The organism is Streptomyces kronopolitis (assembly GCF_050953795.1).
In the GTDB taxonomy this organism is placed as follows: domain Bacteria; phylum Actinomycetota; class Actinomycetes; order Streptomycetales; family Streptomycetaceae; genus Streptomyces; species Streptomyces kronopolitis_A.
Genome location: NZ_CP191850.1, coordinates 2,240,986 through 2,259,656 on the forward strand (window position 1 = coordinate 2,240,986; position 18,671 = coordinate 2,259,656).

Consider the following 18,671-nt stretch of genomic DNA (forward strand, 5'->3'; position numbering starts at 1 on the left):
TTCTCTCGTGCGCTACTTGTTGCGCTGCGCGATCGCCTCGTACACCATGCCGACCAGCAGCTCGTCGGCGTCCCGGCGGCCGAACTCGGAGGCCGCGCGCGACATCTCGTACAGCCGGTGCGGATCGGCCAGGACCGGGAGCACACTGCTCTGCACCCAGTCCGAGGTCAGCTGGGCGTCGTCGACCAGCAGTCCCCCGCCGGCGTTGACCAGCGGCTGGGCATTGAGCCGCTGCTCGCCGTTGCCGATGGGCAGCGGGACGAACGCGGCCGGCAGCCCGACGGCGGACAACTCGGCGACGGTCATCGCGCCCGCGCGGCAGAGCATCATGTCGGCCGCGGCGTACGCGAGATCCATCCGGTCCACGTACGGTACCGGGACATAGGGGGGCATCCCGGGCATGTTGTCCGCGTGCGGCAGTTCGTTCTTCGGGCCGACCGCGTGCAGGACCTGGATACCGGCGCGCTGGAGGGCCGGCACCGTGGCCTGGATGACCTCGTTGAGCCGGCGGGCACCCTGGGAACCGCCGGACACCAGCAGGGTCGGGAGGTTGGGGTCGAGGCCGAAGGCCGCCCGCGCCTCGGGACGGACCGCGGCGCGGTCCAGCGTGGCGATGGTGCGGCGCAGCGGGATGCCGACGTAGCGGGCCGCGCGCAGCTTGCTGTCCGGGGTGCTGACCGCGACGAACTTGGCGTAGCGCGAGCCGATCTTGTTGGCCAGACCGGGCCGGGCGTTTGCCTCGTGGACGATGATCGGCACTCCGAGCCGCTTGGCGGCCAGATAGCCGGGCAGCGCCACGTAGCCGCCGAAGCCGACGACGCAGTCGGCCTTGGTGCGCTCCAGGATCTGCTCGGCGGCCTTGATCGTGCCGCGCAGCCGCCCGGGGACGGTGATCAGTTCGGGCGTGGGCTTGCGCGGCAGCGGTACGGCGGGGATCAGCCCCAGCTCATAGCCGCGCTCCGGGACGAGCCGGGTCTCCAGGCCCTTCTCCGTACCGAGTGCCGTGATCCCCACGGTGGGGTCCTGCCTCCGCAGGGCGTCCGCGAGGGCGAGCGCGGGCTCGATGTGGCCGGCGGTCCCCCCACCGGCGAGTACGACATGCACCGAAATTCACCGCTCTCCGGACGGTCGCTTCTTGACGCGCCGTCTCATCGTCTTCCATCTCACCCCAGCCGCTCTTCTGCCGAAGACCGGCTTCCGCTTCGACCGGGCCGTCAACGCCGCCCGTGCAGCGGGCTCGTCACGCGCGAAGGCGATCAGCAGCCCGATGGCGAACATCGTCGGCAGCAGGGCGGAGCCTCCGTAGGAGAACAGCGGGAGCGGGACACCGGCGATCGGCAACAGGCCGAGCACCGCACCGATGTTGATCACGGCCTGCGCCGTGATCCAGGTGGTCACGCCTCCCGCGGCGTACCGTACGAAGGGGTCCTCCGTGCGTCCGGCCACGCGGATACCCGCATAGCCTAGAGCCGCGAAGAGGGCGAGCACCGACAGCGTCCCCGCCAGACCCAGTTCCTCCCCGGTGATGGCGAAGATGAAGTCGGTGTGCGGTTCAGGGAGTTCACCCCATTTTTCCATACTCGCACCGAGCCCGGAACCGAAGAATCCGCCGGACGCCAGCGCGTAGATGCCGTGCACGGCCTGCCAGCACTGGTCGCCGGGCCCCGGATCGGTCGCGCCGATGCAGGCCAGCCGGGACATCCGGTTGGCGCTGGTCTTGATCAGCAGCGCCCCGATCAGCGCGGCGGCGCCCAGCACGCCCGCGAACAGCCGGGTGGGCGCACCGGCCAGCCACAGCAGCCCGAAGAGGATCGCCGTGAGAATGATCGCGGTGCCCATGTCCCCGCCGAGCATGATCAGCCCGAGCAGCAGGAACGCCACCGGGATCAGCGGCACCAGCAGATGCTTCCACTGCGCCAGCAGTTTCTTGTCCTGTTTGCGGGCCAGCAGGTCGGCGCCCCACAGCACCAGCGCGAGCTTGCCGAACTCGCTGGGTTGCATCTGGAAAGGGCCGCCGAGGTTGATCCAGTTCTGGTTGCCGTTGACCGCGACCCCTATCCCGGGGATCTGCACCAGGCACATCAGGAACACCGAGCCGGCCAGCAGCGGGTAGGCCAGCGCGCGGTGCAGCCGTACCGGCATCCGGGAGGCGGCCAGCAGCAGCCCGCCACCGAGCACGGCCGCGAGCAGCTGCTTGCGGAAGAAGAACGACGGGGCCAGGCCGGACTGCAGCGCCTTGATCTGGGAGGCCGAATAGACCATCACCAGGCCCAGGACAGTGATCAGCAGGCTGCCGCCGAGGATCAGGTAGTACGCGGTCAGCGGGCGGTCCCAGGCCCGCTGCACCCGGACCAGGAGGCCCCGGGGGCCGCCCGGGGTGCGGGGGCCGCGCGGCCCGCGCACCGTGGCGGGGCGGCGCGGCACGCGTGGTGGGGTCGCCTTCGGCGATCGGGCCGTCATCCTCGTCCCCTCCACAGGTGCGCGCGCCGGCCGGTCCCGGCGGCGGCGGGGAGAAACGGTCTAGTGATCCCGTGCGGTCAGCTCGCCGACCGCGTCGGCGAAGGCCTCGCCCCGCTTGTTGTAATTGACGAACATGTCCATCGAGGCACAGGCCGGGGCCAGCAGGACGGTGTCGCCCGGCTCGGCCAGACGGGTCGCTTCCCGGACCGCCTCGGACATCGCCCCAGTGTCGGTCCGGTCGAGGTCGACCACCGGGACATCGGGGGCGTGTCGCGCCAGGGCTTCGCGAATCAGCGCCCGATCGGCGCCGATCAGCACCACCCCGCGCAGCCGGGCCGCGGACTTCTGCACCAGCTCGTCGAAGGTCGCGCCCTTGGCCAGGCCGCCGGCGATCCACACGATGTGCGCGTAGGCGGCCAACGACGCCTCGGCGGCGTGGGTGTTGGTGGCCTTGGAGTCGTCGATGTAGGTGACACCGGCCAGGTCCGCGATGTGCTGGATGCGGTGGGCCTCGGGGTGGAAGGCGCGCAGTCCGTCGCGGACGGCCACCGGGCCGACCCCGTAGGCACGGGCCAGCGCCGCCGCCGCGAGGGCGTTGGCGATGTTGTGCGGGGCGGGGGTCCCGGAGCCGGGGGCGATGTCGGCGACCTCGGCGAGTTCCTGGGCCTGCTGGTGCCGGTCCGCCACGAAGGCGCGGTCGACGAGCAGACCCTCGACGACGCCGAGTTGGGAGGGGGCCGGGGCGCCGAGGGTGAAGCCGATGGCGCGGCAGCCCTCCTCGACGTCGGCCTCGCGCACCAGGTCCTCGGTCGCCCGGTCGGCCACGTTGTACACGCAGGCCACGGTGTTGCCCTCGTAGATCCGGCCCTTGTCGGCCGCGTACGCCGCCATCGAGCCGTGCCAGTCGAGGTGGTCGGGGGCGAGGTTGAGGACCGCCGCGGAGTGCGCGCGCAGGGACGGCGCCCAGTGCAGCTGGTAGCTGGAGAGCTCGACGGCGAGCACGTCGTAGGGGCGCGCGCCGTCCTTCCCCTGGCCGAGGACGACGTCGATGATCGGGGTGCCGATGTTGCCGACGGCCGTGGTGTGCAGGCCCTCGGCCTCCAGGATCGAGGCCAGCATCCGCACGGTGGTGGTCTTGCCGTTGGTGCCGGTGACCGCGAGCCAGGCGGCGGGCTGCGCTCCCGTGACGGTCCGCAGCCGCCAGGCGATCTCCACGTCGCCGACCACGTCCACCCCGGCCGCGGCGGCCGCCGCGAACAGCGGGCTGTCCGGCTTCCAGCCGGGCGAGGTCACGACCAGGTCGGTGCCCTCGGGCAGGGTCGCGCCGTCGCCGAGGCGGACGGTGATCCCCGCCGACTCCAGCTCCCGCGCGGCCGCCTGCTGCCTGTCCCCGTCGCCGCCGTCCACGACGGTGACGCGGGCGCCGAGGCCGGCCAGCGCGCGGGCGGCACTGATGCCGCTCACGCCCAGACCGGCCACGGTGATGTGCTGGCCGGCGAACCCCGCGGGGCCGCCAGCCGGGTCGTGCGTGGTCACTTCGCTGCCTGCCAACCGCCGTAGAAGATGCCCAGTCCGACGATGACGCACATGCCCTGGATAATCCAGAATCTGACCACGACAAGGACTTCGGACCACCCCTTGAGCTCGAAGTGGTGCTGTAGTGGCGCCATCCGGAAGACCCGCTTGCCGGTCAGCCGGAACGAGCCGACCTGGATGACCACGGACATGGTGATCAGGACGAAGAGGCCGCCGAGGACGGCCAGCAGCAGCTCGGTGCGGGAGCAGATCGCCAGACCGGCCAGCGCGCCGCCCAGGGCCAGCGAGCCGGTGTCCCCCATGAAGATCTTGGCGGGCGAGGTGTTCCACCACAGGAAGCCGAAGCAGGCGCCCATCAGGGCCGAGGCGACGACCGCGAGGTCGAGCGGATCCCGTACCTCGTAACAGGCCGGTCCCGCGGTGATCTGGTTGGCGCAGGACTCCTGGTGCTGCCAGATGCCGATGAAGGTGTACGCGCCGAAGACCATCACCGAGGCGCCGGTGGCCAGGCCGTCGAGGCCGTCGGTGAGGTTCACGCCGTTGGACATCGCCAGGATCATGAACAGCGCCCAGATCACGAAGATCACCGGGCCGATCTGCCAGCCGAAGTCCTGGGTGAAGGACAGCCGGTCCGAGGCCGGGGTCTGTCCGCGCAGGTCGGCGAATTGCAGCGAGAGCACCGCGAAGGCGATGCCGACGATCAGCTGGCCGGCCATCTTGGCCTTGGCCCGCAGACCCAGCGAACGCTGCTTGACGATCTTGATGTAGTCGTCGAGGAAGCCGACCAGGCCCATGCCCGCCATCAGGAACAGCACCAGCACACCGGAGAAGGTGGGGTCGCTGCTCGTGATGACCTTGGTCAGCACATAGGCGATGATCGTGGCCAGGATGAAGGCGATACCACCCATGGTGGGCGTACCGCGCTTGCTGTGGTGATCGCGCGGGCCGTCATCGCGGATGAACTGCCCGTACCCCTTTTTGGCCAGCAGCTTGATCAGCAGCGGGGTGCCGATCAGGGTCAGGAAGAGCCCGATCGTTCCGGAGAAGAGGATCTGCTTCATCGAGTTCATCGGGACGCGGCCCCACCCTCGGCGCCCGCAGTGCCCAGCGGCCCCGCGTCGTCCAGCAATGCTGCGGCGACCCGCTCCAGCCCCACCGACCTGGACGCCTTCACCAGCACGACATCTCCCGGCCGCAGCTCGCTGCGCAACAGGTCGACCGCCGCCCGCGCGTCGGACACGTGCACCGACTCCTCACCCCACGAACCCTCGTTCTTGGCGCCCATGTCGAGCCACGCCGCTTCCGCGCCGCCGACCGCCACGAGCTTGCTGACGTTGAGCCGGACGACCAGGCGTCCGACCGCGTCGTGTTCGGCGAGCGACTCCCCGCCGAGCTCGGCCATCTCACCGAGCACCGCCCACGTACGCCCGCCCTTCGCCTTGGCGGCTGCGCCCATGGCGACCAGCGCTCGCAGCGCCGCTCGCATGGACTCGGGGTTCGCGTTGTAGGCGTCGTTGACGACCGTCACGCCGTCCGCGCGCTCGGTGACCTCCATACGCCAGCGGGAGAGCGTGCCGGCCTCCGAGAGCGCGGAGGCGATCTCGTCGACGGGCATGCCCAACTCATGGGCTACGGCGGCCGCGGCGAGCGCGTTCGACACGTGGTGCTCACCGTACAGCCGCATGGTCACATCACTGCACCCGGAGGGTGTGTGAAGCGTGAAGGCAGGCTGACCGAGTTCCGTGAGACGGACATTCTCGGCGCGCACCGCGGCGTCCGCGGCCTCACCGAACAGCACCGTGCGGGCCGTTGTCCGCACCGCCATGGCACGTACGTACGGATCGTCGGCGTTGAGCACCGCGATGCCGCCCTCGGCGGCGGACGGCAGCGCCTCGACGAGTTCGCCCTTCGCCAGGGCGATCTGCTCGCGGCCGCCGAACTCGCCGATGTGCGCGGAGCCGACGTTGAGCACGACACCGACCTTCGGCGGGGTCAGCCCGGCGAGGTAGCGGATGTGGCCGACGCCGCGGGCGCCCATCTCCAGGACGAGATGACGGGTCGTCTCCTCGGCCCGCAGCGCGGTCAGCGGCAGCCCGATCTCGTTGTTGAGGTTGCCCTCGGGCCAGACCGTGGGGCCGTGCCGCTGCAGCAGTTGGGCGATCAGGTCCTTGGTGCTGGTCTTGCCGGCCGAGCCGGTCAGCCCGACGACGGTGGTGCCCAGTCGCTCCACGACGGCGCGGGCCAGCGCGCCGAGGGCGGCGGTGACGTCGTCGACGACGATCGCGGGGACGCCCACGGGGCGGGCGGCCAGGACGGCCACCGCGCCGGCCTCGACGGCCCCCGGGGCGAAGGTGTGGCCGTCGGCGCGTTCCCCGGCGAAGGCCACGAACAGGGCGCCGGGCCGGACCGCGCGGGAGTCGGCCACGACCGGTCCGGTGACCTCACGGCCGTCGTCCGGTATGTCGTACTGCTGCCCGCCGACAATGCTCGCGATCTCGGCGAGCGACAGGGAGATCACAGGTCACCCCCGTCGTGGGGCGGGCGGTGACGATAAGCGGATTGTGCGCGCATGGAGGTGTGTCATCCCTGGTGGTTCGGCTGCGGTGACTGCTGCGACTGCTGTGACGTCTGAGAGTCCTCGATGGCGGCGCGCAGCACCTGGCGGTCGTCGAAGGGGCGCACCACTCCGGCGATGTCCTGGCCCTGCTCATGGCCCTTGCCCGCGACGATCACGGTGTCGCCGGCCTCGGCGCGGGCGACGGCGGCGGCGATGGCGGCGGACCGCTCCTCCTCGACCAGCACCGTGCCGCGCTCGTGGATCGGCACCTCGGCGGCGCCCGCGAGCATGGTGGCGAGGATCGAGAGCGGGTCCTCATTACGGGGGTTGTCGGAGGTCAGGATCGCGGTGTCGGCGAGCCGGGCCACCGCGGCACCCATCGGGCCGCGCTTGTGCGGGTCACGGTCGCCGCCGCAGCCGAGCACGGCGTGCAGCTTGCCGTCGGTGACCTTGCGCAGGGCGCGCAGAACCGATTCGACGGCGTCCGTCTTGTGGGCGTAGTCGACGACCGCCAGATACGGCTGGCCGGCGTCGATGCGCTCCAGACGGCCGGGCACACCGGGGACCGCGGCCACGCCGTCGGCCGCGGTCTGCGCGTCGATGCCGGCGACGACCAGCGAGACGATCGCGGCGAGCGCGTTGGCGACGTTGAACGGGCCGGCGATCGGCGAGGCGGCGCGCACGGTCACGCTGTCCGGGCCGTGCACCGTGAAGGTCGAGCCGAGGGTGCCGACCTCGACGTCCGCGGCGCGCCAGTCGGCGTCCGGGTGGCCCTCCGCGGAGAAGGTGGTGACCGGGACCTCGGACTCGCCCTCGGCCAGGCGCTTGCCGTACTCGTCGTCGAGGTTGACCACGCCGGCGCGGCTGCGGGCCTTGGTGAAGAGCTGGGCCTTGGCCTGGAAGTAGTCCTCCATCCCGGAGTGGAACTCCATGTGCTCCGGGCTGAGGTTGTTGAAGATCGCGACGTCGAAGACGCAGCCGTCGACCCGGCCCAGGACCAGGGCGTGGCTGGAGACCTCCATGGCGACCGCGCGGACCCCGCGCTCGCGCATCACGGCGAACAGCGCCTGCAGGTCGGTGGCCTCGGGGGTGGTGCGCTCGGACTTGATCCGCTCGTCGCCGATGCGGGTCTCGACGGTGCCGATCAGGCCGGTCGGTCCGCCGTCGGGGCGCCCGGCGGCGGCCGCCCGCAGCCCGCCCTCGATGAGGTAGGCGGTGGTGGTCTTGCCGGAGGTGCCGGTGATCCCGATCTGGAGGAGGTCCTCGCCCGGCGCGCCGTAGATCGAGACGGCCAGGGCGCCCATCCGCGCGCGCGGGTTCTCGACGGACAGGACCGGCAGGCCGGTCGCGGCGGCGCGGTCGGCGCCCGTCGGGTCGGTCAGGATCGCGGCGGCGCCGAGGTCGGCGGCCTGGGCGACGAAGTCGGCGCCGTGCAGACGGGCGCCGGGCAGCGCGGCGTAGACGTCACCGGGGCGTACCGCCCGGGAGTCGTGGGTGATGCCGGTGACCATCACGGGCTGCGCGGCGTCAGCCGCTCCGGTGGAGCCGGTGCCTGCACCGGGATGGCCGGCGTCGGGGGCCGGGCAGCCCAGCTGCTCGGCGAGGTCCGCCAGGGGGGTGGGGCGGACGCGTTCAGGGCGGGGGGCTCCCGGGTAGGTACCGGGACCGGCCTTCTCGGCGTGCTGGGCTTTCGGGGACTGATCAGCGTGTGACACGGCGGTGAGCGTACCGGGCACAGCGGGCCCGGGGCGAAGTGAGGGCGGTGGGGGGGCGCAGTTTCCCGGGATGGGGGTGCCATCGGGGGTGCCGTCGGGGGTGATGGTCGTCACGGCGGAATTGCCTCGATTTCATTGGCCTGGCGTGAAGGTGACCGGCAGCCGCGGGGGCTCGGCTCCGGTCGGCGGTACCTGGAGGGTCTTCAGCGCGAACGCCATGACCCGCTGGTAGATCGGGCCGCAGACCTGACCGCCGAAATAGCTGCCCGCGGTGGGGTTCTGGACCGCGCAGTAGACCGTGATGCGGGGCTTGTCGGCGGGGGCGAAGCCGGCGAAGGAGGCGGTGTAGCCGTGGTAGCGGCCGGTCTTCGGGTCCACCCGGTTGGAGGTGCCGGTCTTGCCGCCGACCCGGTAGCCGTCGATCTTCGCCTTCGCGCCGGTCCCCTCGTCGTCGTCGACCACCGATTCGAGCATGGTCGCCAGCGTGGTCGCAGTCTTGTGGCTGACCACCCGGTTCCTGGCCGGCTTGGGCGCCGCGGTGAACTTTCCGTCGGGGCCGGTGGTGCCGCGGACCAGGGAGGGGGCGATCCGCTCGCCGCCGTTGGCGATCGTGGAGTAGACGGAGGCGGCCTGTACGGCGTTGAGCGAGAGTCCCTGGCCGAAGGGGATGGTGAACTGCTGCGAGGTGTTCCAGTCCTGCGGCTTGGCCAGGATGCCGTCGGTCTCGCCGGGGAAGCCGAGTCCGGTCGGCTTCCCGATGCCGAACTTCCGCAGGTAGGAGTAGAGCACCTGGTTGGCCTGCGGCTGGCTTCTGCCGAGCTGACCGGCCGCGAGGATCGTGCCGATGTTGCTGGACTTGGCGAGCACGCCGTTGAGCGTCAGGTGCCAGGTGGCGTGGTCGACGTCGTCGGCGAACAACCGGTCGCCGCGGTGCAGCCGGTTGGGCACGGTGACCCGGGTGGCCGGGGTGGCGACGCCCTGCTCCAGGACGGCGGCCAGCGACATCAGCTTGCTGGTGGAGCCCGGTTCGAAGGCGTCGGACAGCGCGGCGTTGCCCAGCGCCTCCGGCTCGGCCTTCGCGACGTCGTTGGGGTCGAAGCCGGGCGCGTTGGCGAGCGCCAGGATCTCGCCGGTGCGGCTGTCCTGGACGACGACGTAGCCGCGGTCGGCGCGGGAGGCGGCGACCTGCTCGGTGATGGCCTGCTGGGCCGCCCACTGGATGTCCCGGTCGAGGGTCAGCTCGACGTCGCTGCCGGGGACGGCGGGGTGTTCCTGGGTGTCGGCGGTGGGCACCCGGCGGCCGCCGGACTGGGCGTAGACGAGCTTGCCGTCCTTGCCGGCGAGCTGACGGTTCAGGCGCGCCTCCAGACCGCCACCGCCCTTGCCGTCGCTGCCCACGAAGCCCAGGACGCCCGAGGCGAGGTCCTTGTTGGGGTAGAGGCGCTTGCTGTGCTTGTCGGCGAAGATCCCGACCAGGACGTCGGGGCGGGGGGCGTGCTTGGGGGCGGCGGCAGCCCTGGCGTCGAGGCGGGTGCGCAGGTCCTTGATCTTCTTCCAGACCTGCGGGCTCTGCTGCCGGGCGAGCAGCACGTAGCGGGCCTTGGGGCGGTCGAGCTTGCCGGCGAGGGTGGCCTTGTCCTGGCCGAGGATCGGCGCGAGGAGGGCTGCGGCCCGCTGTGGCGCGTCGCCGGTCTTGATCTTGCCGGGCGCCAGCAGGCTGGGGTCGGCGGTGATGTCGTACGCGTCGACGGTGGTGGCCAGGTCGACGCCGTTGCGGTCGGTGATCGCACCGCGCTCGGCGGCCAGGGTGACCGGCACGTAGCGGTTCTCGTTGGCCCGGGCGGCGTACGCCGAGGCGTCGACGGCCTGCACCTGGAAGAGCCGAACGACGAAGACCAGCATGATCAGCGTCAGCCCGAGGGCGATGAGCCGCAGGCGGGGGCGGGGGCTGCCGAGGCGCAGCACCGGCTGTCCGGGGCGGCCGGCGGGCCGGCGGGCCGCGGATCTCTGTGCGCCCGGCTTGGGGCGCGGCCGGGGCCCGGGGCGGCGGCCGGCGGGCGGGCGGCCGGTGCGGCCGGCTCCCTGGCCGCCGCGCTGGGCGGGACGCGGCACCCGGCGGGGATCCCTGGGCTCGGTCATGCCGCGGTCACCTGCCGGTGGTCGTCGGGGAGGGGGCGGCGGCCGCGGACGCGGCGCGCAGGGCGCCGACCGGGGCGTCTTCCGGTCCCGCACCCCCGGCACCGGCCGTGGGGGGCGGTGCGGAGGATCCGGTGCGGCCGGGGGCGGACAGCAGCGAGGGCTCGGCGGAGCTGCTCAGCGGCGCCCCCGTCGACGTGGCCTTGCCCGGCCGCCCGCGGACCGTGCCGTCCGGGAGCAGGAACGCCGGGGAGCCGCCGGGCACCATCCCCAGCCGCCGGGCGCGCCGCTCCAGCGCGTCCGGGGCGGAGTAGGCGTCCACGTCCTGCTGGAGGGCCTGCTGCTCGTCCGTCAGCTCGTCGGTCTTCTTCTCCAGCTTGCTCAGCTCGAACGAGCCCTGGTTGAGGGCGGAGTTGAGCAGCAGCAGGGTGATCAGGCCGGAGCCGAGCAGGACGACGATCAGGAACACGAACGGCGTGCGCGCCGCCGTGCCCCGGCCACCGGCCCCGGAGGGGAGCAGCGCGGCGAGGCGGTACTGCCTGCCGCGCGGTCTCCCCGGGCCTTTCATGCGGTGTCCTCCACGTTCTCCCGGATGCGCTCCGCGCCGCGCAGCCGGGCCGGGGCCGCGCGGCGGTTCTCGGCGACCTCCTCCTCCGTGGGGAGTTCGGCGCCGCGGGTCAGCAGCTTGAGCCGGGGCTGGTACTGCTCGGGGACGACCGGCAGTCCGGGCGGCGCCGTATTGGCGGCGCCGGCCGCGAAGACCTGCTTGACCAGCCGGTCCTCCAGCGAGTGGTAGGCGAGCACGGCGATCCGGCCGCCCACCGCGAGCGCCTTCACGGCGGCCGGAACGGCACGCTCCACGCTCTGCAGCTCCCCGTTGACCTCGATGCGCAGTGCCTGGAACGTGCGCTTGGCGGGGTTGCCGCCGGTGCGCTTGGCGGCCTGCGGCAGCGCGTCGCGGATCAGCTCGACCAGCCGCGCGCTGTTGGTGAAGGGCTCCTTGGCGCGCTCGCGCACGACGGCCTCGACGATCCGCTTGGCCTGCTTCTCCTCCCCGTAGGAGCGCAGGATCCGCACCAGCTCACCGGGCGCGTAGGTGTTGAGGACCTCCGCGGCGCTGATGCCGGTCGTCTGGTCCATCCGCATGTCCAGCGGGGCGTCCTGCGCGTAGGCGAAGCCGCGGTCGGCCTCGTCGAGCTGCATGGAGGAGACCCCGAGATCGAAGAGCACGCCCTGGACGCGCGGGGTGCCGAGCCGGTCGAGGACCTCGGGCAGCTCGTCGTAGACGGCGTGCACCAGGGTGGCGCGGTCCCCGTACGGGGCGAGCCGTTCGCCCGCGAGCTTCAGGGCGGAGGGGTCGCGGTCGAGGGCGATGAGCCGGGCCGCGGGGAAGGTGGCGAGCAGCGCCTCGCTGTGGCCGCCCAGGCCCAGCGTGCAGTCGACGACGACCGCGCCGGGCTCGGCGAGCGCGGGGGCGAGCATGTCCAGGCACCGCTGGAGCATGACGGGTACGTGACGGGTGCTGCCGTTCATCCGGCGGCCCCGCCGCGCTCGGCCCGTCCGCCCGCGCGGAGCGCGCACTTCTTCCTGGTTCGCTCGCTACGCTCGCTCATGTGCCTTCCGATGGGCTGGGCGGCAGGTGGGTCCCCGGCCGCTGGCTGGGGGATGCCGCACGTACCGCTTGGTCCCCGCCCGCTCTGAAGGGGAAGTGGCCCTCCGGCGACGGGGAAGTGACGTCGGATGACCATGGGAGCGGGAGGAGGCCGAGCCGTACGTACGACGCGCGCACGCGAGGAATCCGGTATCCAAGGAGAGCGTCACGCCTCCCACTTCGCGCCACTTTAGTCCACCTGCCGTCCCGGTCAATCAACCGGTTCCGCGCGTCCCGCGACGGCTTTGCCGCGGCCTTTCCCACCGGCTTCCCGCGGGCCGCTCACCCGGACGGCGGAGGGACGGACGGGCCTGTGGGTTACCTCACAAGGAGTGATGTCGCCCCCTATGCCCCGCCTCTCGGCCAGCCGGAAGGGGCGGCGCCGATTACGGTGTTTGCATGCCCATACCTGCCTCGCAGCCGCTGCCCCCGTCCTCCGACCACGCCGCCGGCGGTGCCGACGGCACCGTCACCGACAGTCTCGTCGAGGCCAACCAGCGCTATGCCGCGTCGTTCACGGACCCCGGGATGGACGCCCGGCCGGTGCGCCAGGTCGCCGTCGTCTCCTGTATGGACGCACGGATCGATCTGCACGCCGCGCTCGGTCTGAAGCTCGGCGACTGCCACACCATCCGCAATGCCGGCGGAGTGGTCACCGACGACATCATCCGTTCCCTGACGATCAGCCAGCGGGCGCTCGGCACCCGCTCGGTCGTCCTCATCCACCACACCAACTGCGGTCTGCTCAGCCTGACCGAGGACTTCCGCCACGAGCTGTCGGCCGAGGTCGGGCAGCGCCCCACCTGGGCGGTCGAGGCGTTCAAGGACCTCGACGAGGACGTGCGGCAGTCGATGCAGCGGGTGCGCACCTCGCCCTTCCTGCTGCACACCGACGACGTCCGCGGCTTCGTCTTCGACGTGACGACCGGTCTGCTGCGGGAGATCGACCCGCAGGACTGATGTGCGGGACCGCCCCCGGCCGGCCGGGCCGGGGGCGCGCGGGGGCCGGGGGCCAGGGGCGGCCGGGGCCGGGCCGGAAGGCCGGTTTCGCCCCGAAGGCCGGGAAAGCCGGAACATAACCTTGTGAGTTATCCACAGGTCATGACGCGAGGCCGCGCGGGCGGCAAGAATGCGTACGTGACGTCGTCCCGGCCGCGTGGCCGGGTGCGATGCGCGCTTTCGGGGTGGGCCGGGTCCGCAGTGGGGCCCCTGCCCGTGGCACGGGGCCGAGGAGGGCCGAGTGACGACGTATGACGATCGAGCGAGCCTTGGGGGTCCCCCCGCCCGAGCGGAGCCCGGAGCGAGGGAAGCGCCCGGCGCCATCGGAGACCTGACCGCCACCGCGGAGCGGGTCCGCCGGTCGGTGGAGAGCGTGATCGAGGGCAAGCCGGAGGTCGTACGGCTCGCACTGACCGTGCTCCTGGCCGAGGGACACCTGCTCATCGAGGACGTGCCCGGCGTCGGCAAGACCATGCTCGCCAAGGCGCTGGCCCGCTCCGTCGACTGCTCGGTGCGGCGCATCCAGTTCACACCGGACCTGCTGCCCTCCGACATCACCGGCGTCAGCATCTTCGACCAGCAGCAGCGGGACTTCGAGTTCAAGCCCGGCGCGATCTTCTCCCAGATCGTGATCGGCGACGAGATCAACCGCGCCTCGCCCAAGACGCAGTCCGCGCTCCTGGAGTCCATGGAGGAGCACCAGGTCACGATGGACGGGCAGACCTACGAGCTGCCCAACCCGTTCATGGTGATCGCCACCCAGAACCCGGTCGAGATGGAGGGCACCTACCCCCTCCCCGAGGCCCAGCGGGACCGCTTCATGGCGCGGGTGTCGATCGGCTACCCCGGCCCGGCGGCCGAGCTGCGGATGCTGGAGGTGCACGGCGGCGCCTCGCCCCTGGACGACCTCCAGCCGGTCGCGCACGCCCACGAGATCGTGAAGCTCACCGAAGCCGTGCGCGAGGTCCATGTCGCCGAGACGGTCCGCCGGTACACCGTGGACCTGGTCGTGGCCACCCGCAGCCACCCCGAACTGCGGCTCGGCGCCTCACCGCGCGCCACCCTGCATCTGCTGCGCGCCGCCAAGGCCTCCGCCGCGCTGCTGGGCCGGGAGTACGCCCTGCCGGACGACGTCCAGTCGCTCGCGGTGCCGGTGCTCACCCACCGGCTGCTGCCCACGGCCCAGGCCCAGTTGAACCGCCGCAGCGCCGAGCAGATCGTCCGGGAGATCGTGCAGCGCGTCCCGGTCCCCGACCCGTCCGCGCAGCCATGGCGCACACCCGGTCAGCGACCGCCCGGGGTACGGGGGTTGTGATGACCGAGGGGGGGAGCGCGGGGACGCCGGAGCGGGACGGCCTGCGGGCGGCGCTCGGGGGGCTGACGACGCGCGGCAGATCGTTCCTGGCCGCCGGGATGGCCGCCGCGGTGTGCTCCTTCCTCCTCGGACAGCCGGACCTGCTGCGGGTCGGTCTGCTGCTCGCCGCGCTGCCGCTGGTGTGCGTCCTGGTCCTGCACCGCACCCGCTACCGCGTCGCGGGCAGCCGCACGCTCTCCCCGGGCCGGGTGCCCGTGGCCGCCGAGTCCCGGGTCCGGCTGCGGATGGAGAACGTCTCCCGGCTGCCGACGGGGGTGCTGATGCTCCAGGACCGCGTGCCGTACGTCCTCGGGCCGCGGCCCCGGTTCGTCCTGGACCGGGTCGAGGCCGGCGGCCGCCGGGAGGTCTCCTACCGCGTCCGCTCCGACCTGCGCGGCCGCTATCCGCTGGGGCCGCTGCAACTGCGCCTGTCCGACCCGTTCGGGATGTGCGAGCTGACCCGCGCGTTCAGCACCTGCGACACCCTCACTGTGGTGCCGCGCGTCGAGCCGCTGCCGCCGGTGCGCCTGGCCGGCGAGGCGGTCGGCCAGGGCGAGGGACGGCAGCGTTCGCCGGCACTGAGCGGTGAGGACGACGTCATCCCGCGCGGCTACCGCCACGGCGACGATCTGCGCCGGGTCCACTGGCGCTCCACCGCGCGCCACGGCGAGTTGATGGTCCGCCGGGAGGAGCAGCCGCAGAAGACACGCTGCACGATCCTGCTCGACACCCGCGCGACGGCCCACCCGGGCGCGGGTCCCGACTCGGCCTTCGAATGGGCGGTGACGGCCGCCGCGTCGAGCGCGGCGCATCTCCTGGAGCGCGGCTTCTCGGTGCGGCTGCTGACCGACACCGGCACCTCCGTCCCGGGCCCCGACGGCGGCTTCGGCGGCGGCACGGACCCGGCCGATTCCGCGGGCCTGCTGCTGGACACCCTCGCCGTCGTCGAGCAGTCGGAGGAGGAGGGCCTCTCGGGGGCGTACGACGTGCTGCGCGGCGGCGGCGAAGGGCTGCTGGTGGCCTTCTTCGGCGACCTGGACGAGCAACAGGCGGCGGTGGCCGGGCGGATGCGGCAGCGCTGCGGAGCGGCCCTCGCGTTCGTCCTGGACGGCGACGCCTGGACCCGCGGCCCCGGCGGCACCTGGTTCTCCGGCGACCAGGTCCCGGTGGCCGAGCGGCTGCGGCTGCTGCGGGAGGCGGGCTGGAAGGCGCTGCCGGTGTCCCCCGGGGACACCCTCGCCGACCTGTGGCGCGCGGGGTCCGGGCAACGACGCCCGGCGGACACGGAAACGGACGCGGTGCGGACGCCGGCAGGGGGCTGGTCATGAACGGGAGCCCGAATTGTGGCGGGGTGCGGGAGCGGCGGACGGGGCCGCCCCGCGGCGGAGGGCGCCTGCCGTTCCGGGCCCACCCGGGACGAAGGGGGGCAGGCGCATGAGCGGCCGGGCACGGCTGGCGCTGTGCGCGGCGGTGGCCACCCTGTGCGCCGCCGGCGCGCTGCTGCCGCTGGTGGACCCGGTCACCTGGCTGATCCAGGCGGCCGCCCTGCTGGGCGTCGTGACCGGTGTGGGCGCGGCCGCCCGCCGGGCCCCCCTCGCCGGGCCGCTGGTCATCGGCGCCCAGGCGCTGGTCGCCGTGCTGCTGCTGACGGTGTTCTTCGTGCCGGGCGAGGCGATCCTCGGCGTGCTGCCGGGCCCGGACGCCGTCACGGAATTCGGCCGGCTGCTGCACGACGGCCTGCGGGACGTCGGCCGCTATGCCATCCCCGCCCCCGTCACCCCCGGCATCCGGCTGCTGCTGATCGCCGGAGTGCTCCTGATAGGTCTGCTGGTAGACACGCTGGCGGTCACCTACCGCAGCGCCGCGCCCGCCGGGCTGCCGCTGCTGGCGCTCTACTCGGTGGCGGCCGGCCTGTCCCAGGGGGGCGCGGGCTGGCTGCGGTTCCTGATCGCGGCCGCCGGCTATCTGCTGCTCCTGCTGGCCGAGGGCCGCGACCGGCTCTCCCAGTGGGGCCGGGTCTTCGGCGGGCCGGGCGGCCCGGACCGCGTACGGGGCTTCGGCGGCGCCGGCGGTGCCTCACCCGCCCCCGTGCGGACGGGCCGCAGGATCGGCGCGCTGGTGCTCGGCATCGCGGTGGCGGTGCCCGCGCTGCTCCCCTCCCTGGGCGGCGGGCTGTTCGGCGCCGGAGCCAACGGCGTGGGGCCCGGCAGCGGCGGCGGCACGATCTCCGCGGTCAACCCGCTGGTGTCGCTTCAGGACAGCCTCAACCAGCCCGAGGACAAGGAAGTCCTCAACTACCGCACGACCGCCGCCGACACGCGCGACATGTATCTGCGGATCGTCGCCCTGGACCAGTTCGACGGCACGACCTGGAAGCCCTCCGAGCGGACGGTCACGGACGTCCCCGAGCGGCTGCCGCGGCCGCCCGGCCTCAGCCCCTCGGTCGCCGTCGACCACATCAACACCTCCCTCTCGACCGCCGGGTGGTACGCCCAGAACTGGCTGCCGCTCCCCTACCCGGCGTCCAAGGTGGACATCTCCGGGCGCTGGCGCTTCGAGCCCCAGGGCCGCACGCTCGTCGGGGACCGCGGCCAGAACACCCACAGCCTTCAGTACCAGGTCGAAAGCCTCCAGGTGCGGCCCACGTCCCGGCAGCTGGCCGACGCCCCGGCACCGCCCGCCAAGCTGCTGCGCGAGTACACCAAGGTCCCCGGCTCCCTGCCCGCGGTCGTGCGCAGCACCGCCCGGCGGGTCTCCCACGGCGCACCGACCGCCTACGCCAAGGCCGTCAAGCTCCAGGACTGGTTCGCGCTCAACGGCGGCTTCACCTACAACACCGAAGTCCGGGCCGGCAGCGGCTCCGAGGCCATCGCCCGGTTCCTGCGGCAGAAGGAAGGCTTCTGCGTCCACTTCTCCTTCTCGATGGCGGCGATGGCCCGGACCCTGGGCATTCCGGCCCGGGTCGCGGTGGGCTTCAGCCCCGGCACCAAGCAGCCCGACGGCACGACCTCGGTCGGCCTCAAGGACGCGCACGCCTGGCCCGAGCTGTATTTCCAGGGCGTCGGCTGGACCCGCTTCGAGCCGACCCCGAGCCGCGGCAGCATCCCGGACTACGCCTACCCCGACACCTCCGCCCCGGCCGACCCCGGCGATCCGGCCCCCGAGCCCTCCCGGTCGGCCGCCCCCTCGGACGACGGTCCCACCACGGCCCCCTCCTGCGGCCCGGACGCCCGGCGGGCCGGCAGCGGCTCGGCCTGCGTCACCCTTCCCGCGGCGTCCGGCGCCGGCCCCTCGGACGGCGGCACGTCCCCCTGGGTGCTCGCCGGCATCGTGCCGGCCGCCCTGCTGCTCCTGCTGCTGCCCGTGGTCCCCCTGCTGTGGCGGGTGCGGATCCGCGCCGGACGCCTGGCCGCCACGGCCTCCGGCGAGGACCTGACGGCGGGGACCCTCGCCGCCTGGCGGGAGTTGCTGGACACCGCCTGGGACGTCGGGATCCTGCCGGACGAATCGCTGACCCCGCGCAAGGCGGCGGCACGGATCATCAGCATCGGAGCCCTGCCACCGGAGCCCGCCGCGGCCGCCCAGCGCGTCGCGACCGCCGTCGAACAGGTCCTGTACGCCCCGCATCCGCAGCCGGTGCCCGGGCTCGCCGCGGATGTACAGCTGGTCGGGTCCGAGTTGCGGTCCGGCGCACCTCGTGCTGTCCGGCTGCGCGCCCGGCTCGCCCCGCGCTCGGCGGCCCGCCTGACCCACGCCTGGTCCGCCCGCTGGGCGGCCCTCCTGCTCAGGTGCCGCACCAGCCGCCCGGTGGCCCGGATACGACGGGCGGTGACGGCTCTCCGGTCGGTGGGCCGTCAGGGGCGCCAGGGGGTATAGCGGCCGGTGGCGGGCGTGCGGGCCCCGACGAGGCAACGCGGGCGCTGTTGCCGCGCGAAGAGCTGGGGTCTGGACGGGCCGATCGGGTGGGCGGGAGCCGGCGGGGTGCGGGGCCGAGTGGCGGCGCCGGGTGGCCAGGGGCTCCGGGGCTCCCGCGCCGTGGGCTCGATCCTCCGGACCCGTGGGCGGTCGAGCCGTCGAACCGTCGCATGAGCGAACCGGCACCTCGGTGCGCCGGCGCACCGGCGCACCGCCCAAGCCTCGGCGCAGAGCGGGCCGTCGGCTCATCGGCCTACGGAGGGCTACCCACGGGAGGAGGCCGCGCTCACCCTCCACGCCCTGCACGGCGGTCTCCTGGGGCAGCAGGCACTGGCACCGGCACCGGCA

The 18,671-nt window shown here is 73.3% G+C and carries 13 protein-coding genes; 4 read left to right on the plus strand and 9 right to left on the minus strand.

All coding sequences use genetic code 11. The features are described 5' to 3' along the window. Positions 1-12: 12 nt before the first annotated feature. The 9 genes from murG to rsmH all read right to left on the minus strand — a co-directional run bounded on the left by murG (position 13) and on the right by rsmH (position 11,937). Positions 13-1,104 carry an undecaprenyldiphospho-muramoylpentapeptide beta-N-acetylglucosaminyltransferase gene (murG, locus tag ACQP17_RS09800; RefSeq protein WP_433855907.1) on the minus strand — a complete coding sequence of 364 codons (1,092 nt, stop codon included), beginning with the start codon at positions 1,102-1,104 and terminating at the stop codon, positions 13-15. A 6-nt stretch (positions 1,105-1,110) separates the two neighbouring features. Then, entirely contained in the window at positions 1,111-2,460 is a 1,350-nt protein-coding gene (ftsW, locus tag ACQP17_RS09805) for a putative lipid II flippase FtsW (RefSeq protein WP_433855908.1), read from the minus strand. Positions 2,461-2,520: 60 nt separating this feature from the next. Further along, entirely contained in the window at positions 2,521-3,996 is a 1,476-nt protein-coding gene (murD, locus tag ACQP17_RS09810) for a UDP-N-acetylmuramoyl-L-alanine--D-glutamate ligase (protein ID WP_433859872.1), read from the minus strand. After that, the gene (gene mraY / locus ACQP17_RS09815) at positions 3,993-5,057 is read right to left on the minus strand and encodes a phospho-N-acetylmuramoyl-pentapeptide-transferase (protein ID WP_433859873.1); all 1,065 of its coding nucleotides are present in this window, start codon (positions 5,055-5,057) and stop codon (positions 3,993-3,995) included. Before mraY ends, murD begins: the two co-directional genes overlap by 4 nt. A 5-nt stretch (positions 5,058-5,062) precedes the next feature. Beyond that, on the minus strand, positions 5,063-6,514 hold the full coding sequence (locus ACQP17_RS09820; RefSeq protein WP_433855909.1) for a UDP-N-acetylmuramoyl-tripeptide--D-alanyl-D-alanine ligase: 1,452 nt from the start codon (positions 6,512-6,514) through the stop codon (positions 5,063-5,065). 62 nt (positions 6,515-6,576) lie between these two features. Beyond that, entirely contained in the window at positions 6,577-8,382 is a 1,806-nt protein-coding gene (locus tag ACQP17_RS09825; protein WP_433855910.1) for a UDP-N-acetylmuramoyl-L-alanyl-D-glutamate--2,6-diaminopimelate ligase, read from the minus strand. Between the two features lie 18 nt (positions 8,383-8,400). After that, the gene (locus ACQP17_RS09830) at positions 8,401-10,407 is read right to left on the minus strand and encodes a peptidoglycan D,D-transpeptidase FtsI family protein (protein ID WP_433855911.1); all 2,007 of its coding nucleotides are present in this window, start codon (positions 10,405-10,407) and stop codon (positions 8,401-8,403) included. 7 nt (positions 10,408-10,414) lie between these two features. Continuing rightward, complete coding sequence (locus ACQP17_RS09835; protein WP_433855912.1) at positions 10,415-10,972, minus strand: septum formation initiator family protein; 558 nt, start codon at positions 10,970-10,972, stop codon at positions 10,415-10,417. Beyond that, positions 10,969-11,937 carry a 16S rRNA (cytosine(1402)-N(4))-methyltransferase RsmH gene (rsmH, locus tag ACQP17_RS09840; RefSeq protein WP_433855913.1) on the minus strand — a complete coding sequence of 323 codons (969 nt, stop codon included), beginning with the start codon at positions 11,935-11,937 and terminating at the stop codon, positions 10,969-10,971. The genes ACQP17_RS09835 and rsmH overlap by 4 nt, the downstream gene beginning before the upstream one ends. A gap of 517 nt (positions 11,938-12,454) precedes the next feature. Here rsmH and ACQP17_RS09845 point away from each other — a divergent pair. From ACQP17_RS09845 to ACQP17_RS09860, 4 genes are all read left to right on the plus strand, one after another. Further along, on the plus strand, positions 12,455-13,015 hold the full coding sequence (locus ACQP17_RS09845; protein ID WP_364876904.1) for a beta-class carbonic anhydrase: 561 nt from the start codon (positions 12,455-12,457) through the stop codon (positions 13,013-13,015). Between the two features lie 280 nt (positions 13,016-13,295). Further along, positions 13,296-14,369 (plus strand): AAA family ATPase, encoded by a 1,074-nt coding sequence (locus ACQP17_RS09850; RefSeq protein ID WP_433855914.1) that lies wholly within the window; start codon positions 13,296-13,298, stop codon positions 14,367-14,369. Further along, the gene (locus ACQP17_RS09855) at positions 14,369-15,736 is read left to right on the plus strand and encodes a DUF58 domain-containing protein (RefSeq protein ID WP_433855915.1); all 1,368 of its coding nucleotides are present in this window, start codon (positions 14,369-14,371) and stop codon (positions 15,734-15,736) included. The genes ACQP17_RS09850 and ACQP17_RS09855 overlap by 1 nt, the downstream gene beginning before the upstream one ends. A 106-nt stretch (positions 15,737-15,842) precedes the next feature. Then, positions 15,843-18,284, plus strand: coding sequence for a transglutaminaseTgpA domain-containing protein (locus ACQP17_RS09860; RefSeq protein ID WP_433855916.1), 2,442 nt, complete (start codon positions 15,843-15,845; stop codon positions 18,282-18,284). The last annotated feature ends 387 nt before the right edge of the window (positions 18,285-18,671 follow it).